The organism is Brevundimonas sp., assembly GCF_016742135.1.
Lineage (GTDB): Bacteria > Pseudomonadota > Alphaproteobacteria > Caulobacterales > Caulobacteraceae > Brevundimonas.
Window position 1 is genome coordinate 586,510 of the sequence record NZ_JACVCG010000002.1, and the last position, 26,046, is coordinate 612,555.

29 protein-coding genes and 1 tRNA gene are annotated in these 26,046 nt (G+C 65.3%); 2 read left to right on the forward strand and 28 right to left on the reverse strand.

Annotated elements, in window-relative coordinates:
- The 28 genes from IBJ06_RS06515 to IBJ06_RS06650 form a co-directional block, all read right to left on the reverse strand.
- Window positions 1–711 carry an ABC transporter ATP-binding protein gene (locus IBJ06_RS06515; protein WP_292158386.1) on the reverse strand — a complete coding sequence of 237 codons (711 nt, stop codon included), beginning with the start codon at window positions 709–711 and terminating at the stop codon, window positions 1–3.
- Window positions 704–2,002: a lipoprotein-releasing ABC transporter permease subunit gene (locus IBJ06_RS06520; RefSeq protein ID WP_292158389.1), complete on the reverse strand. Its 1,299-nt coding sequence runs from the start codon at window positions 2,000–2,002 to the stop codon at window positions 704–706. Before IBJ06_RS06520 ends, IBJ06_RS06515 begins: the two co-directional genes overlap by 8 nt.
- A complete protein-coding gene (gene proS, locus IBJ06_RS06525) occupies window positions 1,999–3,315 on the reverse strand; it encodes a proline--tRNA ligase (RefSeq protein ID WP_292158391.1) in 1,317 nt (438 codons plus the stop codon). Before proS ends, IBJ06_RS06520 begins: the two co-directional genes overlap by 4 nt.
- A gap of 84 nt (window positions 3,316–3,399) precedes the next feature.
- On the reverse strand, window positions 3,400–3,657 hold the full coding sequence (locus IBJ06_RS06530; protein WP_292158394.1) for a DUF1467 family protein: 258 nt from the start codon (window positions 3,655–3,657) through the stop codon (window positions 3,400–3,402).
- Window positions 3,657–4,082, reverse strand: coding sequence for a methylmalonyl-CoA epimerase (mce, locus tag IBJ06_RS06535; protein ID WP_292158396.1), 426 nt, complete (start codon window positions 4,080–4,082; stop codon window positions 3,657–3,659). The genes IBJ06_RS06530 and mce overlap by 1 nt, the downstream gene beginning before the upstream one ends.
- Entirely contained in the window at window positions 4,079–4,567 is a 489-nt protein-coding gene (locus IBJ06_RS06540) for a hypothetical protein (RefSeq protein ID WP_292158397.1), read from the reverse strand. Before IBJ06_RS06540 ends, mce begins: the two co-directional genes overlap by 4 nt.
- 2 nt (window positions 4,568–4,569) lie before the next feature.
- Window positions 4,570–6,243, reverse strand: coding sequence for a ribonuclease J (locus IBJ06_RS06545; protein WP_292158399.1), 1,674 nt, complete (start codon window positions 6,241–6,243; stop codon window positions 4,570–4,572).
- Window positions 6,240–7,019 (reverse strand): type III pantothenate kinase, encoded by a 780-nt coding sequence (locus IBJ06_RS06550; protein ID WP_292158548.1) that lies wholly within the window; start codon window positions 7,017–7,019, stop codon window positions 6,240–6,242. Before IBJ06_RS06550 ends, IBJ06_RS06545 begins: the two co-directional genes overlap by 4 nt.
- A complete protein-coding gene (locus IBJ06_RS06555) occupies window positions 7,016–7,765 on the reverse strand; it encodes a biotin--[acetyl-CoA-carboxylase] ligase (RefSeq protein WP_292158401.1) in 750 nt (249 codons plus the stop codon). The genes IBJ06_RS06550 and IBJ06_RS06555 overlap by 4 nt, the downstream gene beginning before the upstream one ends.
- 4 nt (window positions 7,766–7,769) lie before the next feature.
- Window positions 7,770–9,224, reverse strand: coding sequence for an NADH-quinone oxidoreductase subunit NuoN (nuoN, locus tag IBJ06_RS06560; RefSeq protein WP_292158403.1), 1,455 nt, complete (start codon window positions 9,222–9,224; stop codon window positions 7,770–7,772).
- A 5-nt stretch (window positions 9,225–9,229) separates the two neighbouring features.
- Complete coding sequence (locus tag IBJ06_RS06565) at window positions 9,230–10,714, reverse strand: NADH-quinone oxidoreductase subunit M (protein WP_292158405.1); 1,485 nt, start codon at window positions 10,712–10,714, stop codon at window positions 9,230–9,232.
- A gap of 16 nt (window positions 10,715–10,730) precedes the next feature.
- The gene (nuoL, locus tag IBJ06_RS06570; RefSeq protein ID WP_292158408.1) at window positions 10,731–12,839 is read right to left on the reverse strand and encodes an NADH-quinone oxidoreductase subunit L; all 2,109 of its coding nucleotides are present in this window, start codon (window positions 12,837–12,839) and stop codon (window positions 10,731–10,733) included.
- 5 nt (window positions 12,840–12,844) lie between these two features.
- A complete protein-coding gene (gene nuoK, locus IBJ06_RS06575; RefSeq protein ID WP_123286749.1) occupies window positions 12,845–13,153 on the reverse strand; it encodes an NADH-quinone oxidoreductase subunit NuoK in 309 nt (102 codons plus the stop codon).
- Window positions 13,153–13,779, reverse strand: a complete 627-nt coding sequence (locus IBJ06_RS06580; RefSeq protein WP_292158411.1) for an NADH-quinone oxidoreductase subunit J — start codon at window positions 13,777–13,779, stop codon at window positions 13,153–13,155. The genes nuoK and IBJ06_RS06580 overlap by 1 nt, the downstream gene beginning before the upstream one ends.
- A gap of 142 nt (window positions 13,780–13,921) precedes the next feature.
- Entirely contained in the window at window positions 13,922–14,413 is a 492-nt protein-coding gene (gene nuoI, locus IBJ06_RS06585) for an NADH-quinone oxidoreductase subunit NuoI (protein ID WP_226634294.1), read from the reverse strand.
- A 27-nt stretch (window positions 14,414–14,440) separates the two neighbouring features.
- Window positions 14,441–14,662 (reverse strand): hypothetical protein, encoded by a 222-nt coding sequence (locus tag IBJ06_RS06590; RefSeq protein ID WP_292158415.1) that lies wholly within the window; start codon window positions 14,660–14,662, stop codon window positions 14,441–14,443.
- The gene (gene nuoH, locus IBJ06_RS06595) at window positions 14,662–15,738 is read right to left on the reverse strand and encodes an NADH-quinone oxidoreductase subunit NuoH (protein ID WP_292158417.1); all 1,077 of its coding nucleotides are present in this window, start codon (window positions 15,736–15,738) and stop codon (window positions 14,662–14,664) included. The genes IBJ06_RS06590 and nuoH overlap by 1 nt, the downstream gene beginning before the upstream one ends.
- A 3-nt stretch (window positions 15,739–15,741) precedes the next feature.
- The gene (nuoG, locus tag IBJ06_RS06600) at window positions 15,742–17,787 is read right to left on the reverse strand and encodes an NADH-quinone oxidoreductase subunit NuoG (protein ID WP_292158420.1); all 2,046 of its coding nucleotides are present in this window, start codon (window positions 17,785–17,787) and stop codon (window positions 15,742–15,744) included.
- Window positions 17,787–18,284: a hypothetical protein gene (locus tag IBJ06_RS06605; RefSeq protein ID WP_292158422.1), complete on the reverse strand. Its 498-nt coding sequence runs from the start codon at window positions 18,282–18,284 to the stop codon at window positions 17,787–17,789. Before IBJ06_RS06605 ends, nuoG begins: the two co-directional genes overlap by 1 nt.
- A 3-nt stretch (window positions 18,285–18,287) precedes the next feature.
- Window positions 18,288–19,601, reverse strand: coding sequence for an NADH-quinone oxidoreductase subunit NuoF (nuoF, locus tag IBJ06_RS06610; protein ID WP_292158424.1), 1,314 nt, complete (start codon window positions 19,599–19,601; stop codon window positions 18,288–18,290).
- On the reverse strand, window positions 19,601–19,888 hold the full coding sequence (locus IBJ06_RS06615; RefSeq protein ID WP_292158427.1) for a hypothetical protein: 288 nt from the start codon (window positions 19,886–19,888) through the stop codon (window positions 19,601–19,603). Before IBJ06_RS06615 ends, nuoF begins: the two co-directional genes overlap by 1 nt.
- Window positions 19,885–20,553 (reverse strand): NADH-quinone oxidoreductase subunit NuoE, encoded by a 669-nt coding sequence (gene nuoE / locus IBJ06_RS06620; RefSeq protein WP_292158428.1) that lies wholly within the window; start codon window positions 20,551–20,553, stop codon window positions 19,885–19,887. The genes IBJ06_RS06615 and nuoE overlap by 4 nt, the downstream gene beginning before the upstream one ends.
- The gene (locus IBJ06_RS06625) at window positions 20,553–20,741 is read right to left on the reverse strand and encodes a hypothetical protein (RefSeq protein WP_286691412.1); all 189 of its coding nucleotides are present in this window, start codon (window positions 20,739–20,741) and stop codon (window positions 20,553–20,555) included. The genes nuoE and IBJ06_RS06625 overlap by 1 nt, the downstream gene beginning before the upstream one ends.
- Complete coding sequence (locus IBJ06_RS06630; RefSeq protein ID WP_292158433.1) at window positions 20,738–21,139, reverse strand: hypothetical protein; 402 nt, start codon at window positions 21,137–21,139, stop codon at window positions 20,738–20,740. The genes IBJ06_RS06625 and IBJ06_RS06630 overlap by 4 nt, the downstream gene beginning before the upstream one ends.
- Window positions 21,139–22,359 (reverse strand): NADH-quinone oxidoreductase subunit D, encoded by a 1,221-nt coding sequence (locus IBJ06_RS06635; RefSeq protein ID WP_292158551.1) that lies wholly within the window; start codon window positions 22,357–22,359, stop codon window positions 21,139–21,141. Before IBJ06_RS06635 ends, IBJ06_RS06630 begins: the two co-directional genes overlap by 1 nt.
- A 50-nt stretch (window positions 22,360–22,409) precedes the next feature.
- A complete protein-coding gene (locus IBJ06_RS06640) occupies window positions 22,410–23,018 on the reverse strand; it encodes an NADH-quinone oxidoreductase subunit C (protein ID WP_292158553.1) in 609 nt (202 codons plus the stop codon).
- A gap of 23 nt (window positions 23,019–23,041) precedes the next feature.
- The gene (locus IBJ06_RS06645) at window positions 23,042–23,629 is read right to left on the reverse strand and encodes an NADH-quinone oxidoreductase subunit B (RefSeq protein WP_286691410.1); all 588 of its coding nucleotides are present in this window, start codon (window positions 23,627–23,629) and stop codon (window positions 23,042–23,044) included.
- Entirely contained in the window at window positions 23,620–23,997 is a 378-nt protein-coding gene (locus tag IBJ06_RS06650; protein WP_292158436.1) for an NADH-quinone oxidoreductase subunit A, read from the reverse strand. The genes IBJ06_RS06645 and IBJ06_RS06650 overlap by 10 nt, the downstream gene beginning before the upstream one ends.
- 194 nt (window positions 23,998–24,191) lie before the next feature.
- Here IBJ06_RS06650 and IBJ06_RS06655 point away from each other — a divergent pair, with 194 nt between their 5' ends.
- Window positions 24,192–25,856 carry an AbgT family transporter gene (locus IBJ06_RS06655; protein WP_292158438.1) on the forward strand — a complete coding sequence of 555 codons (1,665 nt, stop codon included), beginning with the start codon at window positions 24,192–24,194 and terminating at the stop codon, window positions 25,854–25,856.
- A gap of 90 nt (window positions 25,857–25,946) precedes the next feature.
- Window positions 25,947–26,023, forward strand: a tRNA-Asp gene (locus tag IBJ06_RS06660).
- The last annotated feature ends 23 nt before the right edge of the window (window positions 26,024–26,046 follow it).

Genomic DNA, 26,046 nt, shown 5'->3' on the forward strand with positions numbered 1-26,046 from the left:
TCAGTAGGCGTGGCTTTCCGCCGGCCGCTCTTCCAGATGGCCGTCCTTCAGCGCAAAGACGCGGTCCATATGGCCGGCCAATTCCATGTTGTGGGTGGCGATCAGGGCCGCGACGCCGGACTTCTTGGCCAGATCGTGCAGCGCCTCGAACACCGTCTGGCTGGTGGTCGGATCCAAGTTGCCTGTCGGCTCATCGGCCAGGAGCAGGCGCGGTCGGTTGGCAAGCGCCCTGGCCACGGCGACCCGCTGGCGCTCTCCCCCCGACAGCTGCGATGGCTGATGGGTCAGCCGATCGGCCAGCCCCAGGGCCTCCAGCAGTTCCTCGGCCCGCTCGCGCGCAGCTCCCAGCCGGTGTCCCGCGATGCGGAGCGGCAGGGCGACGTTATCCCGGGCATCAAACTCCGGCAGCAAGTGATGGAATTGATAGACGAAACCGATCCGCGCCAGACGGATGTGGGTGCGCGCCCGCTCGGGCAGGCCGCCCACGGCCTCCCCGTCGATCCGCACCTCGCCCGAGGTGGGGTGCTCGAGCAGACCGGCGGCATGCAACAGGCTGGACTTTCCAGACCCCGACGGCCCGATCAGGCCGACAATCTCGCCCGCCCGGACATCCAGATTGACGCCGCGCAGGACCGTCAGCCCGCCGGCCGCGGTCTCATAGGTCCGGGTCAGGTCGTGCACGGACAGCACGGGCGGCGTGGGGCTATTCATAGCGAAGGGCCTCCACCGGATCGAGGCGCGCCGCCTGCCACGACGGGATCAAGCCGGCCACGCAACTCATGAAGAAAGACCACATCGCCACCCAGAACACGTCAACGGGATCCACCAGGGCCGGGACAGCGTCCAGCATATAGACGTCGGCATTGAACAGCTCGACCTGGAAGACCCACTCCAGGAAGTGTTGGATGGTCCCGATGTTCAGGCAGAACAGCAGACCCAGCACCAGACCCGTGACCGTGCCCGCCACCCCAATGGCCGCGCCCGAAATGAAGAAGACCCGCAACATGGATGACTGGCTGGCCCCCACCGTCCGCAGGATGGCGATGTCCCGCGTCTTGTTTTTCACCAGCATGACGATGCCCGAGATGATGTTGAGCGCGGCGATCGCCACGACGAGGCCGAGGATGATGCTCATCGCCACCCGCTCGACCTTCAGCGCGCCCCAGAAGGCGGCCAGACGATCACGCCAGTCACTGACCAGATTGCCCTCGCCCACCGCAGCGCGCACCGGGGCCCGGAGGGCCTCCACGCGATCCGGCTCGGCCGTCTTGATTTCGATGATGTCCCACAGCCCTTCCTTGCCGAAGAACAGCTGCGCCTGCTCCAGGGGCATGAAGACAAAGGCCCGGTCGTAGTCCGCCGTGCCCGAGCTGAAGATGCCGCCGACCACATAGGTCTTGGACAGTCCCCCCAGATTGCCGAAGGCGCTATCTGCCCCCGTAGGCGAATAGAGGGTGATGGGCGAGCCGACCCCGATGCCCAATTCCTCGGCCAGCGACTTCCCGATCAGGACGTAGTCCCCGCCATAATTCCCCCGGCCGAACATGTCGCGCGCGGTCTGTGACAGGCTGTCATAGACATAGGTCATCGAGGTCATGTCCTCGGGCCGGATACCGCGCACCAGACCGCCGGTCGCCCGGCCGGACGCCTGGAACATGGCCGGAGACTCGACCAGAGGGGTGACGCTGACGATGCCCGGCACCTCGCGTAGTCGCTCAAGCGCCAGATCCCGTTCCGGGTCGTTCAGCACCTGGCCCTGCACATACATGTGCCCGTTGAACGACAGCATGCGGCTGAGCAGCTCCGCGCGGAAGCCCGCCATGATGCTCATCACCACGATCAGCGCCATGACCGCCAGAGCCACCGCGACGTAGGAGATGATGGCGATCAGGGCGATGCCGCCCTCCTTGCGCTTGGCGCGCAGGTAGCGCAGCGCCAGCCCGATCTCCCAGGCGGAGAACGGCCCGGCCGGCTTCGGGGTCTTGCCGCCGATCCTGGTCATGCGGTCAGCCGGGCAATGGCCTCATCGAGAGGCACGCTCAGCTTCTCGCCGGTCGCCCGGCGCTTCAGCTCCACGACGCCGTCCGCCAGTCCCTTGGGGCCGATGGTCAGCTGCCACGGAATGCCGATCAGGTCGGCGGTGGCGAACTTGCCGCCCGGGCGCTCGTCGGTGTCGTCGTAGAGCACCTCCTTGCCGAGCGCTTCCAGACGACCGACCGCCTCCTCGCACGCGTTGCAGACGCCCTCGTCGCTGGCCCGCAGGTTGATTACGACGACATCGAACGGCGCCACGGCGTCGGGCCAGATGATGCCGGAGGCGTCATGGCTGGCCTCGATGATGGCGCCCAGCAGGCGGGAGACGCCCACGCCATAGCTGCCCATATGGACATCGGCGTCGCGCCCGTCGGGGCCCTGGACCCGGGCCTTCATGGGCGTCGAATATTTGGTGCCGAAATAGAAGATGTGCCCGACCTCAATGCCGCGCGCGGTCAGGCGGTCGCCCTCGGCAGTCTCGGCCTCAAAACGGGCCGCCTCGTGCATCTCCTCGGTCGCCGCATAGAGGGCGGTCCGCTGGTCGACGATGGACTGCAGGTCATTCCAGTCGACATCCCCGCCCGGAGCCGGCATCTCGACCAGCTTGCGGTCGCAGAACACCTGGCTTTCGCCGGTGTCCGCCAGAACGATGAACTCGTGGCTGAGATCGCCACCGATCGGGCCGGTATCGGCGCGCATGGGCACGGCCTTCAGCCCCATGCGGGCAAAGGTGTTGAGATACGCCACGAACATGCGGTTGTAGGCCTTGCGGGCCGAGGCCTCGTCCAGATCGAAGGAATAGGCATCCTTCATCAGGAATTCGCGCCCGCGCATGACACCGAACCGCGGACGGCGCTCGTCCCTGAACTTCCACTGGATGTGAAACAGGTTCAGCGGCAGCGACTTGTAGCTCTTCACATAGGCCCGGAAGATGTCGGTGATCATCTCCTCATTGGTGGGGCCGTACAGCAGCTCACGCTCGTGCCGGTCCTTGATGCGCAACATCTCGGGACCATAGGCGTCATAGCGGCCCGACTCGCGCCAGAGGTCGGCCAGCTGCAGCGTCGGCATCAGCAGCTCGACGGCCCCGGCCCGTTCCTGTTCCTCGCGCACAATCTGCTCGATGCGCCGAAGCACGCGCAGCCCCAGCGGCAGCCAGGCATAGATGCCGGCGGCCTCCTGACGGATCAGACCCGCCCGCAGCATCAGCTGATGCGAGACGATCTGGGCGTCGGCGGGCGCCTCTTTCAGCGTGGGCAGGAAATAGCGCGACAGGCGCATGGGCACATCCGGAAGCGAGCAACAGGGTCAGTCCGTGCTTTAGCCGGGACGGAGGCCCAAAAGCTAGACCAGTCTGCGGGCAGGTTAGGTCCCGCCGACATCCGGCATGGGAACCAGCCCCAGAAAGATGACCACCATGATCACAGCCCACAGGATGGCGCCCACCCAGGTGGTGGTGATGAACTTCCGCTTCAGGTCCGGCTTGTCGGGCGCACCCCACTGGGCTCCGTCGGTCGGGGGCTTCTGGTCCCGCTGGTTCATGCCAAGCGGCAGGACCATGAAGAGCGCCACCCACCAGCAGATGACATAGATGGAAAACATGGTGATCGGCCCGATCGGCATCAGTGCGCTCCATCCTTCGGCGTTTCCATAAGCTCGACCAGGACCCCGCCCATATCCTTTGGATGGACGAACAGGATCGGCGTGCCATGCGCCCCGATGCGGGGTTCCCCCGTGCCAAGGATGGTTGCCCCCCTGGCTCGCAAGGCGTCGCGGGCGGCCAGAATATCCTCGACCTCGAAACAGACATGGTGCTGTCCGCCCTTCGGGTTCCTGGCCAGAAATCCGTGGATCGGGCTGTCGTCGCCCAGCGGCTCGATCAGCTCGATCTGGCTGTTCGGCAGATCGATGAAGCACACGCGCACGCCTTGCGCCGGCAGGTCGAACGGGTCGTGCGCCCGGGTCGCTCCCAGCAGGTCGCGGTACATCGCCACGCTGTCGGCAATGGAGGGCGTCGCTACGCCGACATGATTGAGACGACCGATCATCCGCAGACCACCGGGCTGTCCGGCAGGTTCACATCGCTGCGCAGCAACCAGTGCCCCTGTTCCTCGACCTCCGCGATCCGCCATTCGCCCGCAGAGGTTCGGCACAGGGTGTACAACATGGCGGGGCCCAGCACCCCGCCCGTAACCCTTACGACCGCGCTGTCGTCCGAGCTCGTAACCTCCTCGAACTCGTAAGGGGGCGGATTCGTGATGGCGGCCGCCTCGGGCGGCGTCACGAGGTTACGACGGAAGTCGTGAGGGGTGGCACCCGCCTCAATTGCTTCAGCAACGTCCTGAGCCAGAAAAGCTTCGGCGACGGCGGACTCTGTCGGCGCCCCGGGTGCCTCAAAAAAGCGTTCGACAAAGGCCACCGGCAACACGGCTGCCCGCACCGGAGCGTCGGGCGTCGGGGCTGGCTCCGGCTCGCTGCAGGCCGAGACGCCCATCAGAGCAGCGGCGGCGATCATCACAGGAAGGACGCGCATCTTCAGACCCTCAGCACAATGGTTTCTACGATGGGCCGGCGATCCCAGATGCCCTGACTGGCCTTTTTCAGCGCCCGGGCGACCGCCTGTTCGATGACCATTTCGTCTTCCAGCGCCTCGCCTTTCAGCTTGCGGACCGCATCCTCGGCCCGCTCGGCCAGTTCGTCCAGAAGATCGCCCAGCGGCTGATCCTCATCGCCGGGCAGACCGATCCCGCGCACATCGATGCTGGACGCCAGCTTGCCCCGCCGGTCGAGAGCAAAGCTGACCAGAATCAGGCCGTTCGAGGCCGCATGGCGGCGCTCGCGCAGCGCCTCGCCCATCTCTTCGACCAGCATGCCGCCGTCGACGAACAGACGGCCGGAGGGCACCTCGTCGATGATCGCCGCCGGTCCCGGGGCCAGCCGCACCATGTCGCCATTTCGCGGCGTCACGGTCTCGGGGACCTGCATCTCCTTGGCCAGCATCGCATGTTCGGCGATGTGGCGGCGCATGCCGTGGGTCGGAATGGCGATTTGCGGCCGCGCCCACTGGTACATCTGGCGCAACTCGTCGCGGCACGGGTGGCCCGAGACATGGATGCCCGGATGATCCCGGTCGGTGTAGATGCGCACGCCGCGCTCGGACAGGGCATCCTGCAGTCGTCCGATGGCCAGCTCATTGCCCGGGATCATCCGCGACGAGAAGATGCAGTGGTCGCCCTTGCCCAGCTTGATGAAGGGGTGATTGCCCTCGGCCACACGCGAGAGGGCGGCGCGCGGCTCTCCCTGACTGCCGGTGCAGAGGTACAGCAATTGATCCGCTGGCCAGCGCCGGGCCTCTTCCTCGCTCAGGAAGGGCTTGATGTCCGACAGCATGCCGACCGATTTGGCCGCCGCCGTGATCCGGTGCATCGACCGTCCGGCCAGGGCTACACGCCGGCCCGCTGCCTCTGCGGCCCGCACCACACTGTCCAGGCGCGCGACGTTCGACGCGAAACAGCCGACCGCGATTCGCCCTGACAGACCGCCGATCAGCTCGGCCAGGGCATCGCGGACCTCGCCTTCCGACCCCGCCGATCCCTCGACGAACACATTGGTGGAATCGCACACCATGGCCAGCACCCCCTCGTCGCCGAGGCGGCGGATGGTGTCGATATCGGTGCGTTCACCCACCACCGGGTCGTTGTCGATCTTCCAGTCGCCCGTGTGCAGGATCAGACCCAGCGGCGTGGTGATGGCCAGACCGTTCGGCTCGGCCGTCGAATGGGTGATGGTCACCATTTCGATGTGGAAGGGATTCAGATCGATGGTCCCGCCCAGCGGCACCTCATGAATCTTGACCCGGTCGCCGAGGCCCGCGTCGCGCAGCTTTTCGCGGATCAGATAGGCCGTGAACGGCGTGGCATAGAGGGGCGCCTTCAGACGCGGCCACAGCCAGCCCAGCGCCCCGATATGGTCCTCGTGCGCATGGGTCAGCACGATGCCGAGAATGGTCTCGCCCTCAAGGAAGGTCGGATCGGGCACGATCACATCGACACCCGGCGTCGTGTGGTCGCCGAAGGTCACCCCGACATCGACCAGAATCCACTTGCGATCATGGGCCGGCCCGAACCCGTAGGCATTCAGGTTCATGCCGATCTCGTTGGACCCGCCCAGCGGCAGGAAGACCAGTTCGTCGGTTTTGGCTTTACTCATACTGTTTTTCCGGAGTTGCGACGCCAGACGTCCAGCAGGCCGCGAAGGGTAAGGTCAGGGTCGAAATGATCGATATGGTCGGTGGCACCCTCGAACAGGGAGGCGACGCCCCCGGTGCCGATGACCGTCATGGGCTTGCCCCACTCGGCCTTGATGCGTTGGACTAGGCCCTCGATCAGGGCGATATAGCCCCAGAACACGCCCGCCTGCATATTGGTCACCGTGTCCTTGCCGATCACGCGGCCGGGCCTCTGGATGGCGATGCGCGGCAGCATGGCGGCAGCCTCGTGCAGGGCCTGCAGCGACAGATTGATGCCGGGCGCGATCACCCCGCCCTCGAAAGCCCCGTCGGCGGCGACGACATCGAATGTCGTGGCGGTGCCGGAATCGATGACAATCAGGTCGCCCGGGTATTTCAGATGCGCGCCGATGGCATTGACCAGCCGGTCGGCCCCGGCCTCGGACGGCTTGTCGATCCGCGCCTCCATGCCCAGGTCGACATTCTGGCCGATGACCATGGGCTCGACGTCCAGATAGCGCCGCGACAGGTTCCTCAGATTGAAGATCGACTGCGGCACGACGCTGGAGATGATGCAGCCGTCGAGCGCCGTCAGGTCCAGCCCGCTCATCGCCAGCAACTGGGTCAGCCATACGGCGTACTCGTCCGCCGTGCGGCTGGCGGCAGTCGCCGTGCGCCACTGGGCGATCCAGCGCTCACCGTCATGCACGGCGAACAGCGTATTGGTGTTGCCCTGTTCGATCGCCAGCAGCATCAGGCACTCTCTCCAAAAAAGACGTCGCCTGCCGATATAAGCCGAAGCGAGCCGTCGGCCAGCCTCAGCCGCAGGGCGCCGTCGTCAGCCAGCCCTTCGGCCACACCCTCGACCGTCTCATGGCCCAGCCGGGCGACGGCCGGGGCGTTCAGGCCGTGGGCCCGCCGGGTCCAGGCGTCCCGGATGACTTCAAATCCCAAAGACTCGCGCCGGGTCGTCCAGCCCGCCCAGGCCTCGGCCAGAACCGGCAGGGCCTCCTCCAGCGTCGGGGTCCGCATCACGCCCTCGGCCAGATGGCGGGCGACGGCGGTGGCCGGGCGCTCCACATCGTCCGGAGCATGGGCCAGGTTCACGCCGATTCCGACCGCCAGCCACAGGCCACCGGGCGGCGCGGGCCCGGATTCGACCAGTATCCCGGAGATCTTGCGGCCCTCCACCAGCACATCATTGGGCCATTTGATCGTCACACAGGGCGGCGGGACATAACGGTCCAGCAGATCGGCCACAGCCAGTGCAGCGATGAAGCCCGCCTGCGCCGCCTCCGCCGGTGGCCGCCGGGTCACCGACAGGTGGGTGGCGGCCAGATTGCCGGTATGGCTGGACCAGGCCCGGCCGCGTCGGCCGCGCCCGGCGGTCTGGCTGCGGGCGGCGATCCAGATCGGTCCGGTGTGCCCGGCCTCGGCCAGTCGCCGGGCCTCGGCATTGGTGGAGTCGATCTCGTCGAGGATCAGCAGCTCGGCGGGCGACACCGCCCTACCCGGCTCCGAAGCCGGATGCAGCAATCGCGGTCAGCGGCTCCAGCCAGATCAGTCCGACGATCACCACCGGGAAGGCAAAGGCGGCCGAGGCCAGGGCCAGGGTGCGCGCCTCGATCGGCTGGGCATCGGTCGTGGCCTGCTCGTCAAGCGGCGGGTCGAACCACATCAGCTTGATGATCCGCAGATAGTAGAAGGCCGCCACAACCGAGGCCACCAGACCCGCCGCCGCCACCATCCAGTAGCCGGCGTCCGCCGCAGCCCCGAATACATAATACTTGCCCCAGAAGCCTGAGAACGGCGGCATGCCCAAAACCGACAGCGACAGAATGGTCAGGACCACGGTGGTCAGCGGACGGGTCTTCTTCAGCCCGGCCAGATCGGCGATCCGGCGGATCGGCTTGCCGCCACGCGACAGCGACAGCAGCACAGCGAAGAAGCCGATCTGGTCGATCACATACAGGGTCATGAACATCAGCATGGCCTGCAGGCCAGCCTCCGTACCCGCGACAATCCCCAGCAGGGCGTAGCCGATGTTGGCGATCGAGGAATAGGCCAGCAGCCGCTGGAGATCGCGCTGCGCCAGGCCGCCGATGGCCCCCACCACGAACGAGGCCAGACAGATCAGCACCAGCACCTGGGCCCACTGGTCATGGATGGCACCAAAACCCTCGCTCAGCACCCGGGCGACCAGCACCATGGCGGCCATCTTGGGCGCCGTCGAGAACAGGGCCACGACCGGCGTCGGCGCCCCCTCATAGACGTCGGGTGTCCACATATGGAACGGCGCGGCCGAGACCTTGAACGCCAGACCACACAGCAGGAAGACCAGACCGAAGATCAGGCCTGCGGAGCCACCATCTGCCACCGACCGGGCCGACAGGGCGATGTCCTCGAACTGCATCGAGCCGGAGAAGCCGTAGATCAGGCTGACGCCATACAGCAGCAGGCCGGACGACAGCGCGCCCAGCACGAAATACTTGAGCCCCGCCTCGGAGGCCTTGAGGTCATCGCGGTGGAAGGCCGCCAGCACATAGAGGGCCAGCGAGTGCAGCTCGATCCCGACATAGAGGGAGATCAGGTCACCCGACGACACCATCATCGCCATGCCGACCGAGGCCAGCACGATCAGCACCGGATATTCGAACCGGGCAATGCGCGTACGCGCCATCCAGCCGTCACCGAGCACCACGGCCACGGCGCTGAGCAGATAGATGGCGACCTTGCCATAGACCGCCAGCGGATCGGCCACGAAGGCGCCGTTGAAGGCTTGGCCCAACGGGGCATTGATCGCGAGCGCCGAGGCGGCAACCAGCAGGGCCACCGACAGGATCGAGATCAGCCGGGTCGACTTCTCGCCCATGAAGGCACCGAGAAGCAGCAGGACCATGGCCCCGACGGCAAGGGTCACTTCAGAGGCGGCGAGCTGGAGGGCGGAGGACAGGTCAGGCATGGGGATCATCCACCGATCGCGGCGCGGAAGCCGGCAGTCAGGGCCTCGACGGAGGTCGAGGTCAGGTCAAGCACAGCCGCCGGATAGACGCCCAGCCACAGGGTCCCCACGATCAAGGGCACGAAGACGATCAGCTCACGGCGGTCGATGTCGGTGATGGCCTTGAGCGCCGGGTTGGTGATCTCGCCGAACATGACGTTGCGGTACAGGGTCAGCGCGTAGACCGCCGAGAAGATCACGCCCGAGGCCGCGAACAGCGCCGTCCAGGTCGACACCTCATAGACCGCCGTCAGGGTCAGGATTTCACCGATGAAGCCCGAGGTGCCCGGCAGGCCGACATTGGCCATGGTGAACATCAGGAAGATGGCCGCGAACCACGGCATCTTCGACGTCAGACCGCCATAGAAGGCAATCTCGCGCGTGTGCATCCGGTCATAGACTACGCCGACGCACAGGAAGAGCGCGCCCGAGATCAGACCGTGGCTCAGCATCTGGAAGACCGCGCCCTGCACGCCCTGATCATTGCCCGCGAATATGCCCATGGTGACAAAGCCCATGTGGGCCACCGACGAATAGGCGATCAGCTTCTTGATATCCGTCTGACGGAAGGCGACCAGCGAGGTGTAGACGATGGCGATGGCCGACAGGGCGAACACCAGCGGACGGAACATTTCGGACGCCTGCGGGAACATCGGCAGGTTGAACAGCAGGAAGCCGTAGCCGCCCAGCTTCAGCAGGATGCCGGCCAGGATGACCGAGCCCGCCGTCGGCGCCTGAACGTGCGCGTCGGGCAGCCAGGTGTGGACCGGCCACATCGGCATCTTGACGGCGAAGGAGGCGAAGAAGGCCAGCCACAACAACGGCTGCACGGTCTCGCTGAAGGCATACTCCTTGAGCAGCGGGATCGAGGTGGTGCCCGCTTCCGCCGCCATCCACAGCATGGCCAGCAGCATCAGCACCGAGCCCAGCAGGGTGTAGAGGAAGAATTTGTAGGCCGCATAGATGCGGTTCTGACCACCCCAGATGCCGATGATCAGGAACATCGGCACCAGGGTGCCCTCGAAGAAGATGTAGAACAGGAACAGGTCCAGCGAGGTGAAGACGCCGATCACCAGAGTCTCAAGCACCAGGAAGGCGATCATATAGTCAGCGACGCGGTCCTTGATCGTCGTCCAGCTGGCCAGGATGCAGAGCGGCAGCAGGAAGGCGGTCAGCAGGACGAACAGGATCGAAATCCCGTCCACGCCCATGTGATAAGCGGCGCCCGCGAACCACTGATAGTGCTCGACGAACTGATAGGCGGCGTTCGAGGCATCGAAGCGCGCGACCAGCAGGATCGACACCGCCAGCGTGATAAGGGTCGTGACGAAGGCGATGCGGCGGGCGGCCGGCGCGACGGAGGCATCCGACTTGCCCAGAAGGCGCACGGCCAGCAGCACCCCGGCCCCGACGAGCGGCAGGAAGGTGACGAGGCTCAGGATGTGAGACATCAACAGGGACACGTGATCAGCCCCCCCAGGTGGCGATGGCGAAGGCGAGCAGAGCGGCCACGCCCAGCAGCATCACGAACGCATAGTGATAGACGTAGCCCGACTGCATCTTCGACAGACGCGCTGCGGATTTCAGCGAGGCCCAGGCGGCCCCGTTCGGTCCCAGACCGTCGATGATCTTCACATCACCGACCTTCCAGAACAGGTCGCCGAGCGCCTTGGTGCCCCTGACGAAGAGGAAGTCGTATACCTCGTCGAAGAACCACTTGTTGTAGAAGAAGGTGTGCAGCGGCCCACCCCGTTCCGCCATCCTGCGGCCGAGGCCTTCCTTCAGCACATAAACGTAAATGGCGATCAGCGTGCCGAGGCCGGACACCACCAGCGGCGCCCAAAGCACCCAGGTCGGCACCTCGTGGCTGTCGTGCAGCACGTGATTCTCCGGGCCGGTAAAGATGGCACCACGCCAGAAGTCATGCTCGTGGTAGCCGACGAACTGATCGTAGAAGGCGAAGCCGGAGGCCACCGCGCCCACCGCCAGCACCAGCAGCGGCACGATCATGACCCAGGGGCTTTCGTGCGGCTTCAGCGGTCCGTGGTGATGGTGATTGTCATGCGCGCTGTCATGGTCGTGATGCGCGGCCACGGCGTCGTTCATCAGCGGCTCTGTGTGGGTTTCCTTCTGGGCGTCGGTCGCATGATCATCGTGATGATGCTCGACCGGAGCATGTTCATCCTTCCAGACCGGCTTGTTGTGGAAGGTCATGAACACCAAACGCCATGAGTAGTAAGCCGTCAGACCCGCAGCAAACAGGCCGATGAAGAAGACGAACATCCCGACCGGATTGTCCGCCCCGGCGGCAAAGGCGCTCTCGAGGATCGAGTCCTTGGAATAGAAGCCGGCGAAGCCCCACTTCAGTCCGGGGATGCCCAGGCCGGTGATGGCGATCGTGCCGATCATCATGACGCCGTAGGTAATGGGCAACAGCTTCATCAGCCCGCCCATTTTCCGCATGTCCTGTTCATGGTGCATGCCGTGGATCACTGAGCCGGCGCCCAGGAACAGCAGGGCCTTGAAAAAGGCGTGGGTGAACAGGTGGAACATGGCGGCCTGATAGGCGCCGATGCCCGCCGCAAAGAACATGTATCCGAGCTGCGAACAGGTCGAATAGGCGATGACCCGCTTGATGTCGTTCTGGGCCAGACCGACGGTCGCCGCGAACAGGGCCGTGATCGCCCCGGTGATGGCGACCAGCATGGCCGCCGTCGGCGCATACTCATAGATCGGGCTGAGCAGGCAGACCATATAGACGCCGGCGGTCACCATGGTCGCCGCGTGGATCAGGGCCGAGACCGGGGTCGGGCCCTCCATGGCGTCGGGCAGCCAGGTGTGCAGGAAGAACTGGGCCGACTTGCCCATGGCGCCGATGAACAGCAGCACACCCGCCAGATCCAGCGCCGACCAGCTGTAGCCCAGGAACTCCCAGCTCGTGCCGGCGCGATCCGCGATCATGGGGAACAGCTCGGCGAACTGGATCGTGCCGAACATCCAGAAGACGGTGATGATGCCCAGGGCAAAGCCGAAGTCACCGACCCGGTTGACCACAAAGGCCTTGATGGCGGCCGCCGACGCCGTCGGCTTCTTGTACCAGAACCCGATCAGCAGATAGGAGGCCAGCCCCACCCCTTCCCAGCCGAAGAACAGCTGCATGAAGTCGGCGGCAGTGACCAGCGCCAGCATGGCGAAGGTAAACAGCGACAGATAGGCGAAGAACCGTGGCTTGTCGGGGTCCTCGGCCATATAGCCCCAGGAATAGAGGTGCACGAGCGACGACACGGTCGTCACCACGATCAGCATCACGGCCGACAGGGCATCGATCCGGATCGACCAGGTCGACTGGAAATCACCGACATTGATGAAGGGCAGAAGCTCGATGGTGAAGGCATCCATCCCGCCCCAGGTGTGCCGGGCAAACACCGTCCAGGCCACGGCACAGGCAAAGAACAGCAGGCCGGTGGTCACCGCCTGGGAGGCGATGTTGCCGATCCGGCGTCCAGTCAGGCCCGCGATCGCCGCACCCAGCAGCGGCGCGAAGATGCCAAGGGTGATCAGGGTTTCGAAGCTCACGTCGATCAGCCCTTCATCACGGACGCGTCGTCCACGGCGATGTCGCCGCGGTTACGGAAGAAGGTCACCAGAATGGCCAGCCCCACTGCCGCTTCGGCGGCCGCTACGGTCAGGACGAACATGGCCATGATCTGCCCCGCCACATCGTTCAGGTGGGTCGAGAAGGCCACGAAGTTGATGTTCACGGCCAGCAGGATCAACTCGATCGACATCAGGATGATGATGACGTTCTTCCGGTTCACGAAGATGCCGAACACCCCGATCGTGAACAGCATGGCCCCCACGGCCAGATAGTGGGACAGGGTGATGTCCATCAGGAAAGCTCCTCGGAGGAAACGCCCTGGCCGGTCGGGATCGACTTGACCTCCATGGCCTTGCCCGCGTCGCGACCGACCTGCCTGTCGATCTTCTGGCGCTTGATGCCCGGCTTGTGGCGCAGCGTCAGGGTGATGGCCCCGATCATGGCCACCAGCAGCACGATACCGGCCGCCTGGAAGAAGTAGACATAGTCGGTGTAGAGCACCCGGCCGATGGCCTCGATATTGGTCTGGTCGGGCGTGGCAACGACCGGCACCGTGGCGTCCGCGGCCACGCCGCCCTGCACCACCGCCAGGGTGATCATGATCATCTCGGCCAGCAGCACGCCGGCCACAATAGCCGCCAGCGGCAGGTAGCGGGCATACCCCTCACGCAGACGCACGAAATCGACGTCCAGCATCATGACCACGAACAGGAACAGCACGGCGACCGCGCCGACGTAGACCACGACCAGCAGCATGGCGAGGAACTCGGCCCCCATCAGCACGAACAGACCGGCTGCCGAGAAAAAGGCCAGGATCAGCCACAGCACGGAGTGCACGGGGTTACGGGCCGTAACGACCAGCAGGGCCGCGACCACGGTCACCGTGGCCATCAGATAGAAGGCGATCGATGCAATCACTCGACGGCTCCGGCTGGGGCGAATGGGGTTACGGGGACCGAGTCGCCCCCCGCGTGCGCGCGGCGACCTTCTAGACCCGTGCGTCCGGCCTTGCCAAGGCCGCAAGCCTTCGGGATCGGGTTATGCAAGGACAGGGCGCTCATCAGCGGTACGGAGCATCCATTTCGAGGTTGCGCGCGATCTGGCGTTCCCAGCGGTCGCCATTGTCCAGCAGGCGAGCCTTGTCGAAATACAGCTCCTCGCGCGTCTCGGTCGCGAACTCGCTGTTCGGGCCCTCGACAATGGCATCAACCGGGCAGGCTTCCTGGCACAGACCGCAATAGATGCACTTCACCATGTCGATGTCATAGCGGGTCGTGCGACGGCTGCCGTCGGCGCGCGGCTCGGACTCTATGGTGATGGCCTGGGCCGGACAGATGGCCTCGCACAGCTTGCAGGCGATGCAGCGTTCTTCGCCATTGGGATAGCGGCGCAGGGCATGCTCGCCCCGGAAGCGCGGCGACTGCGGGTTCCGCTCGAACGGGTAGTTCACCGTCATCTTGGGCTTCAGCAGATAGCCGAAGGTCAGGAAGAAGGCGCCCACGGCGTCAACCAGCAGGGCCCCCTTCACGGTCTGTTTGATACGGGAAATCATGTCAAAGCGATCTTTGGTTGCAGGGGCTCAGCGGCGGTTCTTGCAGTCACGGTCCCAGCGCGGATCATCCCGATCCAGTCGCTGGCAATGAAGTATCCGGTCGGTCTCGGCCTGATCCCGACGTTCGCGGCGCTCCAGCCGTTCGGCCGGGCTGCCGGGGACGGCGACCTCCTGCATCGGACCCGGAAAGGTGCACCCACCGGTCCCGAAGCCGACACCGGCCAGAACGATCAGGGCGGCCGCGCGCATCACGACCCTACCACGAAGACGCGCCACGCCGACACGGCCACGACGGCCACCAGAGAGGTGGGAAGGAAGATCTTCCAGCCCAGTCGCATCAGCTGGTCATAGCGATAGCGCGGCACGAAGGCCTTCACCATGGCGAACATGAAGAACCAGACGACGATCTTCACGCACAGGACCAGCAGATAGAACAGGTTCGCGGCCCATTGCGGCCAGTCCGGCAGGCCGATCAGGGCCACATCGAAGCCCGGGTTCCAGCCGCCGAAGAACAGGATGCTGATCATGGCGCACATGAAGACGATGTTGACGTACTCGCCCATCATGAACAGCAGATACGGCGTCGAGCTGTATTCCACCTGATAACCGGCCACGAGCTCGGACTCGGCCTCGGGCAGGTCGAACGGGGGCCGGTTGGTCTCGGCGAGCGCCGAAATGAAGAAGACCATGGCCATCGGGAACATGATCAGCACCAGCGGCCAGGTGTCCGCTCCGCCTCCAAAGGCGAACCAGTTCCAGATCCAGCCCTCCTGCTGCGTCACGATCGACGTCAGGTTCATGGTCCCGGCCAGCAGGATCACATTGATGATCACCAAACCGATGGAGACCTCATAGGACACCATCTGCGCGGCGGATCGCAGGCTGCCGAGGAAGGGGTATTTCGAGTTGGAGGCCCACCCCCCCATGATGATGCCGTACACTCCCAGCGACGACACCGCGAAAACATAGAGGATGCCGACGTTCAGGTCCGACATCACCCAGCCGGGGGCAAACGGAATAACCGCCCACGCCATGAAGGCCAGGATGACGGTGATGATCGGCGCCAGCAGGAAGACCGTCTTGTCGGCCCCGGCCGGCACGACAATTTCCTTCAGCACGAACTTCAGCATGTCGGCGAACGACTGCAGCAGGCCGAAGGGACCCACGACGTTCGGGCCCTTGCGCATCTGTACGCCCGCCCAGATCTTGCGGTCGGCCAGCAGCAGGAAGGCCACGCCCAGAAGCACGCCGACGCTGATCAGCAGCGCCGCGCCGGTCGAGGCCAGCGTCCAGCCGAGGGGCGAGTTCCAGAAACCGTTGTCCATGGCTTACTCCGCCGCCATCGCGACCGGGGCGATCCGCTGGGCGGACAGCTCGGCCATGGTCGCGCTGGCCCGCGCGATCGGGTTGGAAAGATAGGGGTCGCGGATCGGGCTGGCGAAGGCGACATCGCCCAGATCGCCCTTCACGCCCAGCTTCGAGGGATCAAAGGCCGCTGCGGGTGCCAGATAGTCGATCCGCCCGAACGTCGGATGATCGGCCATCAGCTTCGCGCGCAGCTGGTCCAGCGTATCGTACGGCAGGGTGTGACCGACCCGCTCCGACAGGGCGCGCAGAATGGCCCAGTCTTCCTTGGCCTGTCCCTTGGGGAAGACGACCCGTTCGGCCATCTGCACCCGGCCTTCCGTATTCACATACAGGCCTGACTTCTCCGTATAGGCCGCGCCCGGCAGGATGACGTCGGCGCCATGCGCGCCCCGGTCCCCGTGGCTGCCCAGATAGACGGTGAAGGCGCCGGAGGCCGAAGCGTCGATCTCGTCGGCGCCCAGCAGGAACAGCAGGTCCAGCTGGCCCTTCTTGACCATATCCGTGGCCGACAGACCGCCCTCGCCCGGCACGAAGCCCATGTCGAGGCCACCCACCCGGCTGGCCGCCGTGTGCAGGACGTTGAAGCCGTTCCATCCATCCGCGATGACGCCGTACTTCTTCGCCAGCACACCCAGCGCGTTCAGAACGGCCGGCCCGGTCTCGCCTGCCAGCGCCCCGGCGCCGACGATGATGGCCGGGCGTTCGGCCTTCGAGAGCATGTCAGTGGCCGCCTTGGGCAGCTTCGACAGCGTCCTCGATCCCGCACCCAACCAGCTGTAATCATAGCTCAGATCGACCTTCTGGCCGATCAGGGCGACTTCGGCCTTGCCCGCCAGCCAGATCTTGCGCAGGCGCGTGTTCAGCAGCGGCGCCTCAACCCGCGGGTCCGCACCCACGATCAGCACGGCATCCGCCGCCTCGATCCCGGCCAGGCCCGAATTGAACAGCCAGCCTTCGCGGGTGTCACCGCCCAGCGGCGATCCGTCCTGGCGGCAGTCGGTGTGGGGTGAGCCGAGCGCCCGGAACAGGTCCAACGCCGCCTTCATCGACTCGGCGTCTTGCAGGTCACCCGCGACCACGCCGATGCGATCCGCAGCGGCAGCCTTCAGTTTGTCGGCCACGACGCCCAGCGCCTCGTCCCAGCTGGCGGCGCGCAGCTTGCCGTTTTCGCGCACGAACGGACGGTCCAACCGGCGGGTGGTCAGACCGTCGACGACGTAACGGCTCTTGTCCGACAGCCATTCCTCATTGATGCCCTCGTGCACGCGCGGGAGGATGCGCATGACCTCGGCGCCGCGTGCATCGGCCCGGATGTTCGAGCCGAGGGCGTCCATGACATCGATGGTCTCGGTCTTCCTCAGTTCCCACGGCCGATAGTGGAAGGCCCACGGCCGGTGCGTCAGCGCCCCGACCGGGCACAGGTCGTTGACGTTGCCCGAAAGCTCCGAGTTCACCGAGCTTTCCAGATAGGTGGTGATCTCGGCGCTTTCGCCGCGCGAGATCATGCCGATGTCCGGCACGCCCGCCACCTCGGTGATGAAGCGCACACAGCGCGTGCACTGGATGCAGCGCGTCATATAGGTCTTGATGGTCGGACCCATGTGCTTTTCTTCGACCGCGCGCTTGTTCTCGGCATAGCGAGAGCCGTCGCGGCCATAGCCCATGGCCTGATCCTGCAGGTCGCACTCGCCGCCCTGATCGCAGATCGGGCAGTCCAGCGGGTGGTTGATGAGCAGGAACTCCATCACCCCTTCGCGGGCCTTCTTCACCATCGGCGTGTCGGTGAAGATCTCCTGCCCATCGGCGGCCGGCAGGGCGCACGACGCCTGCGGCTTGGGCGGTCCGGGCTTCACCTCGACCAGGCACATCCGGCAGTTGCCGGCGATCGACAGTCGCTCATGATAGCAGAAGCGCGGGATCTCTTCCCCGGCGCGCTCCGCCACCTGCAGCACGGTCATGCCGGGCTCGAATTCGACGTCTACGCCGTTGACCTTGGCGACGGGCATCAGCGGGCCTCTTCTTCAGTCGTGACGCCCTCAGCGGTCGTCGTCGTCGTTCCATCGGGCAGGCTCTGGCTGACCATCACGGCCGAGCCCTCCAGCGAATAGGTGACCACCGGATCGCCCGGCTGGTCCATCCAGCGGTTCTCTTCGGCGACCGGCCGGTCCAGCGGGCGCCACAGCACGCGGTCCCCCTCAACCCGGCATTCCGCAGTCAACTGGCCTCCGTCGACCGGCGCGCGCCAGCCCACGGTAATCACGCCACCCGCCCGGTTCAGCACCGCCACCTCGGAACCCGGCTGGCCAAAGACCGCCCCCACGCCCGCCCGGCAGACATCCGCCACCAGGGTTTCGCTCAACGTCATGGGTGTGGCCGACGGGCCCGCCCCCGTCTGCCCTTCGGTCGAAGCCACACGGGTCGGCGCATCGGCAGGCTCGCTCGCCGGCTCGCCGCATGCGGCGAGGACGAGGGCTCCGGCCAACAGCGTATGGGTGGCGCGCATCTCCTACTCCGCCGCGATCGCGTGGCCGGCGAAGTTCGCGCGGCGGCTGCGGTACTGCGAGATGCGGTCTTCGATCTCGTGGCGGAAATGGCGGATCAGGCCCTGCACCGGCCAGGCGGCGGCATCGCCGAGCGCGCAGATGGTGTGACCCTCAACCTGCTTGCTGACATCCAGCAGCAGGTCGATCTCGGTCGGATCGGCCTCGCCGACGGCCATCCGCTCCAGCACGCGCCACATCCAGCCCGTGCCTTCGCGGCACGGCGTGCACTGGCCGCAGCTCTCGTGCTTGTAGAAATAGCTGATGCGGGCGATCGCCTTCACCAGATCGGTCGACTGGTCCATGACGATGACCGCCGCCGTGCCCAGGCCCGACTGCATATCGCGCAGGCTGTCGAAGTCCATCAACGCGACCTCAGACATCTCGCGGGTGATCATCGGCACCGACGATCCGCCCGGGATGATGGCCTTCAGATTGTCCCAGCCGCCACGCACGCCGCCGCAATGGTCCTCCAGCAGCTGTTTCAGCGGGATCGACATCGCCTCTTCGACATTGCACGGGCGGTTCACGTGGCCGCTGATCGACATGATCTTGGTGCCGGTGTTGTTCGGACGACCAAAGCCCGCGAACCACTCGGCCCCGCGCCGCAGGATGGTGCCCACGACCGCGATCGATTCCACGTTGTTGACCGTCGTCGGGCAGCCATACAGGCCCGCGCCCGCCGGGAACGGCGGCTTCAGCCGCGGCTGACCCTTCTTGCCCTCCAGGCTCTCCAGCAGGGCCGTTTCCTCGCCGCAGATATAGGCGCCGGCGCCGTGGTGGATATAGACGTCGAAGTCCCAGCCGTGGACGTTGTCCTTGCCGATCAGCCTGGCGTCATAGGCCTGCTTGACCGCAGCCTCCATGCGCTCGCGCTCCAGCACATATTCGCCGCGCAGATAGATGTAACAGGCGTGCGCCTGCATGGCGAAGCTGGCGATCAGGCAGCCCTCGATCAGCAGGTGCGGATCATGGCGCATGATCTCGCGGTCCTTGCAGGTGCCAGGCTCCGATTCATCCGCATTCACAACCAGATAGTGCGGGCGGTCCTTCACCTCTTTCGGCATGAAGGACCACTTCAGACCGGTCGGGAAGCCGGCACCGCCACGGCCGCGCAGGCCCGAGTTCTTGACGTTGGTGATGACCCAGTCCCGGCCGAGGTCGAGCATGTCCTTCGTGGCATTCCACGCGCCACGCTTCTTCGCGCCGTCCAGCGTCCAGTCCTGAAGGCCGTACAGGTTGGTGAAGATGCGGTCTTTGTCTTGAAGAATGCCGACCATCAGGAGGACGTCTCTCGTTTGAGTGTCTGCATACGCTGCCGGTGGTGCCGGGTGCGCATGAAGACGGCGGTGATCACCAGCACCCAGCCGAGTGCCAGCATGCCATAGCCGATGATGATGGCGTCTTCGGTCAGGCCGAACATCTCACGCGAGGCCACGACCACGAACACGGCGGCCAGAAGGATCAGCGCCAGACCTGCCGTCCGCACCGGCATGGCGACGGCCCGCAGTTCCTTGCGGTAGGCGGCGCGACCCGCTTCGGTTTCCAGATCAGGAGCCTCGGTCATGCGGGGGCCTTCTCCGGCTCGGAGTTCGGCAGCTTCCTGATCGGTTCGGCGGCCGAACCGTCATACAGCTTCGGATCGGTCAGGGTCAGCGCCCCGCCCTCGGGCTCGGAGCTGGTGCGACCCACCCGGCTACCCGGCTTCGGCGTCTTGCCGGCGGCAAAGTCGTCGATGATCTGCGCCATATCGTCGGCGGACAGGTCTTCGAAATAATAGTCGTTGATCTGGGCCATCGGCGCATTGGCACAGGCGCCCAGGCACTCGACCTCCTGCCAGGTGAAGCGCCCGTCGGCGGACAGCTTGTCCTTGGGCCCGATCTTGCTCTTGCAGACGGCCATCAGATCCCCGGCCCCGCGCAGCATGCAGGGCGTCGTGCCGCAGACCTGGATCAGGGCGCTGGTGCCCACCGGCTCCAGCATGAACATGGTGTAGAAGGTCGCGACCTCCAGCACCCGGATGGTCGGCATGTCCAGCAGTTCGGCGATGGCGCGGATGGCGGGCTCGGACACCCAGCCCTCCTGCTTCTGGACCAGCCACAGGATCGGGATGACCGCCGACTGTTTCCGGTCGGCCGGATATTTGGCGATCCACCAGTCGCACTTGGCCTTGGTCGCCTTCGAGAAGGCGAACGAGGCCGGCTGTTCCTTGGCGAGACGACGAACGCTCATCAGACTTCCATTTCCGTGGCGACGACACCGTCACCCAGCATTTTCTTTCGCACCGTCAGAACCTTGTGCTGACTGTTTCGAGTCAGCAGGAAGTTGTGGTGCCAGGTTTCACCGCTCGAGTCGGTGACGGAATAGCTCACGACCTGCCAGCCCTGCCGAACCAGATCACTCAGGGGGGTATGGCTCATCGCGCGCGCCCCATCCAGCGACCGACCCGCGCCTTCCACACATCCCGACCGGCATCACGCAGCGCACGCGTCAGCAGCGAGAAGGGCGGAACGAACCGCACCACCAGCTGTCCCAGCAGGATGGCCCCGCTCATCCAGACCACCGAACGAAGGTTGGCTTCGATAAAGCCCCTGCCCTCCTCCAGATAGCCGAGCCGGTAGGCCCCGCGTACCAGGGTGATGCCCGCCACCGCAGGGGTCGCGACCACGGCCGAGGCCGCCGCGAACGTCAGACCGCCCATGATCGCCCGGCGGCGCGGCGAAAAGGCCAGTTGCACCGCGACGCCCAGCGTCAGCAGCGCCGCGAACCAGATCGCCTGCGTCGTCGTGAAGATCGGCTGGACGGCAAAGGCCTGCATCAGCGATCCACCTCGCCGAACACGATATCGAGCGAGCCGAGGATGGCCGAAACGTCCGCCAGCATGTGACCGCGGTTCATCCAGTCCATGGCCTGCAGGTGGCGGAAGCCGGGGGCCGAGATCTTGACCCGGTACGGCTTGTTGGTGCCGTCCGACACCAGATAGATGCCGAACTCGCCCTTGGGAGCCTCGACGGCGGCATAGACCTCACCCTCGGGGGTGTGGAAGCCCTCGGTATACAATTTGAAGTGGTGGATCAGCGCTTCCATCGAGCGCTTCATCTCGCCCCGGCGCGGCGGCACGATCTTGTGGTCCTCGACCATGACCGGCTCACCCGGACAGTTGCGCAGCCGGTGGATGCACTGCTCCATAAGGCGCACCGACTGGCGCATCTCTTCCATGCGGCACAGATAGCGGTCCCAGCAGTCGCCGTTCTTGCCGACCGGCACGTCGAACTCCAGCTCGGCATAGCATTCGTACGGCTGTGACTTGCGCAGGTCCCAGGCGATGTCCGACCCACGCAGCATGACGCCGGTAAAGCCCCACTCCAGCGCCTGCGCCTTGGTCACCACACCGATGTCGACGTTGCGCTGCTTGAAGATGCGGTTCTCGGTGACCAGGGAGTCGATGTTCTTGAGCGCCCGCGGGAACTCCTTGCACCAGCGGTCGATGTCGTCGATCAGCTGGGGCGTCAGGTCCTGGTGGACGCCGCCCGGCCGGAAGTAGTTGGCGTGCATGCGCGAGCCGCTGGCCCGCTCATAGAAGACCATCAGCTTTTCGCGCTCTTCAAAGCCCCACAGCGGCGGGGTCAGGGCACCGACGTCCATGGCCTGGGTCGTCACGTTCAGCAGATGCGACAGGATACGGCCGATCTCGGAATACAGCACCCGGATCAGCTGCGCCCGATAGGGCACATCCAGCATCAGCAGCTTTTCGATAGCCAGGCAGAAGGCGTGCTCCTGATTCATCGGCGCGACGTAATCCAGCCGGTCCAGATAGGGCACGTTCTGAAGATAGGTGCGCGCCTCCATCAGCTTTTCGGTGCCGCGGTGCAGCAGGCCGATGTGCGGATCGACCCGCGTCACCAGTTCGCCGTCCAGCTCCAGCACCAGACGCAGCACGCCGTGGGCAGCCGGGTGCTGGGGGCCGAAGTTGATCGTGAACTTGCGCTCGTCCATCTCGCGCGCATGGGCCGTGCGGCCATCGTGCTCGACAGGCATGTCGTCAAAAACGGTCGTGCCGACCGTCGCGGAAGCAGGCGTCAGATTGCTCATGCCTTGTCCCCCGCCGCAGCCTTCTCGTCGCCCGGCAGGACCGGCGCCGGATAATCGGCCCCTTCCCACGGGGACAGGAAGTCGAAGTTGCGGAACTCCTGGTTCAGCTTGACGGGCTCATAGACGACCCGCTTCTCGGCCTCGTCATAGCGGACCTCGACATAGCCGGTCATCGGGAAGTCCTTGCGCAGCGGATGCCCCTGAAAGCCATAATCGGTCAGGATACGGCGCAGGTCCGGATGACCGGAGAACAGGATGCCGTACATGTCGAACGCCTCGCGCTCGAACCAGTCGGCGCAGGGAAAGACCGGCGTGACGCTCGGCACCGGCGTGGCCTCGTCCGTCGCGACCTTCACGCGAAGGCGCACATTCCGGGTCAGCGACAGCAGGTGATACACCACCTCGAACCGCGCCTCGCGATCCGGATAGTCCACGCCACACAGGTCGATCAGTTGCTGAAAGCCAAAGCGGTCGCGCAGGACCGTCAGGGCTTCCACGATCCCGTCCCGGTCCGCGACCAGGTTCAACTCGCCGTGGGCGACCCAGGCCTGGACGCCCAGCTCGGCGACCATTTCGGTGCCCAGGGGGGTCAGCGCCGTCTCAATGGCGGTCAGGGCTTCGAGCGCGCTCATCGGTCGATGGTCCCTGTGCGGCGGATCTTCTTCTGCAGCTGCAGCAGGCCGTACAGCAGCGCCTCGGCCGTCGGCGGGCACCCGGGCACGTAAACGTCCACCGGCACGATCCGGTCGCACCCCCGTACAACGCTGTAACTATAGTGATAATAGCCGCCACCGTTGGCGCAGCTGCCCATCGACAGGACATAGCGCGGGTCGGGCATCTGGTCATAGACCTTGCGCAGCGCGGGGGCCATCTTGTTGGTCAGGGTTCCGGCCACGATCATCAGGTCCGACTGGCGCGGGCTGGCGCGCGGAGCCATGCCGAACCGCTCCATGTCGAAGCGCGGCATCGACGCCTGCATCATCTCGACCGCGCAGCAGGCCAGGCCGAAGGTCATCCACATCAGCGAGCCGGTGCGCGCCCAGGTGATGACGTCATCCAGCGAGGCGGTCATGAACCCTTCCTTGCCGACCTCGGTGTTCACGGCCTCAAAGAATTTGTCGTGGATCTTGGGGTCATAACCCTGAACCGTGGACCGGGCCCCCTGGCCAAACGCGGTGCTCGCGGGACGGCCGTCCGGGGTGACGATCACTCCCATTCCAGGGCTCCTCGTTTCCACTCGTAGATAAAGCCGACGGTCAGCACGCCGAGGAACACCATCATCGACCAGAAGGCGAAGATCATTCCGCCCGTCGACAGGTCGAACATCGACACCGCCCATGGGAACAGGAAGGCGACTTCGAGATCGAAAATGATGAACAGGATCGAGACCAGATAGAAGCGCACATCGAACTTCATGCGCGCATCGTCAAAGGCATTGAATCCGCACTCATAGGCCGAGAGCTTCTCGGAGTCGGGGTTGGACGGCGCCAGGGCCCAGGCCCCGACCATGAACAGGATGCCGATGATCGCCCCGATCGCGAGGAAGATCACGACCGGCAGGTACTCGATCAGATATGCATTCATCAGATGGGGCCTCGCGCACCGGGGAGACGGCGGATTCGGCGCTTTCTAGACCCAAGCCGTCCCGGGTTCAAACCCATGCGGCAAAAGGTTTTTCTTGAGAATGGTTCGCAGTTTATACCGGGGAATCGACAGGCTTCCCGGCCTTTGCCAAGGTCCACGTCCAAGACTGGGGCATAGCTGAGGGAATCTGGCACATGGGTATTGGCAACTGGTTGCTGAACGGGGTGGAAAAGGCGGGCAACCGCCTGCCGGACCCCGTCTTCATCTTCGTCTGGCTAATTCTGGGGCTGATGGGCTTCAGCGTCTTCGCCGCCGCCCAGGGCTGGCAGGCCCTGAATCCGATCACAGGCGATGTGATCGCGGCCCAGAGCCTGTTCTCCGGAGCAAATCTTCGACGTCTGTTCGAGGATATGCCGAGGACCCTGACCGGCTTTGCGCCGCTCGGTTATGTCCTGGTCGTGATGCTGGGGGCAGGCGTGGCCGAACGCACGGGCCTGTTCTCGTCGGCGATGAAGGCCGGCGTTTCCAAAGCTCCCCGGGCCCTGCTGACGCCGATTGTGATTTTTGTGGCCATCGTCGCCAACCACGCGGCTGACGCGGCCTATGTGGTTCTGATCCCGCTGGCGGCGGCCATCTATGCCGCGGCCGGTCGGCACCCGATCGCCGGGATCGCGGCCGGCTTTGCCGGTGTGTCCGGCGGTTTCTCGGCCAACATCTTCCCCGGTCAGTTGGATGCGCTCCTGCTGGGTCTTACCGAGCCGGCGGCGCAACTCGTCGATCCGTCCTTCTCGATCAACATCGCGGGCAACTGGTGGTTCATCGTGGGCATGACCCTGCTGTTCGTGCCCGTCGGCTGGTGGGTGACCGACAAGATCGTCGAACCCCGCCTCGGCACCTGGACCCCGATCGCCGGCGCGCCCATCGAGGACGCCGAAAAGCCGCTGGAAAGCCGTGAGCGGGCGGGCCTGGTCTGGGCTGGTCTGGCCGCCCTGCTGGTCATCGGCCTGTTCGCCTGGCTGGTCCTGTCACCTGGCGCCCCGCTCATCGACCCCGAGGGAACGACCCAGGCCGCGCGCCTGCAGCCCTTCTATCACTCGCTGGTCGCGGCCTTTTTCCTGCTGTTCCTGTTGACGGGCACGGCCTACGGAATCGTGGCCAAGACGATCAGGAGCCATCGCGACATCGTGCGCATGACCTCCCAGGCCATGGCCGACATGGGGCCCTACATCGTCCTGGCCTTTGTCGCCGCCCACTTCGTCGCCCTGTTCAACTGGTCGGGACTGGGCCCGATCATGGCCGTGGCGGGCGCGGAGCAGATCCGGCTCCTGTCCGGGATCGAACCGGGATCGACCGAGCCGATCGGCGCGATGCAGTTGTTCATCCTGCTGGTTTCGATCGTGGTGGTGGCCGCCCTGGTCAACATCTTCGTCGGCTCGGCCTCGGCCAAATGGGCCTTCCTGGCCCCCATCCTGGTGCCGATGCTGATGCTGGTAGGCGTCAGCCCCTATATGACGACCGCCGCCTACCGGATGGGTGATTCGACCACCAACATCATCACGCCGCTGATGGTCTACTTCCCGCTGATTCTGACCTTCGCCCAGCGATGGGTGAAAGAGTTCGGCCTCGGCAGCCTGATGGCGGTGATGCTGCCATATTCGATCGCCTTTTCGATCACCGGGGCGATTATGACGGGCCTGTGGGCGGCCTTCCAGCTTCCCCTAGGGCCCGGTGAAAGCGTGCGCTACCAGCCTCCGCCGCCGGCCGTGGCCGCTCAGCCGGAGGCCCTGACCGGTCCCTCGTCTCCGCCAGAGGCAGCAGCGACCTCGGCACCCCCTGCCCAGACGGTTCCGCCGCGTTGATGAAAAAATGGGGCCTCGACCCGCTTGACGTCGGTCGAGGCCCCGCCTAAACGACGCCCTCCTTCGGGCGGCAACGTCCGAACGGGAAACGCGGGTGTAGCTCAGTTGGTTAGAGTGCCGGCCTGTCACGCCGGAGGTCGCGGGTTCGAGCCCCGTCACTCGCGCCATTCCTGACATGGTCGGAATGGCG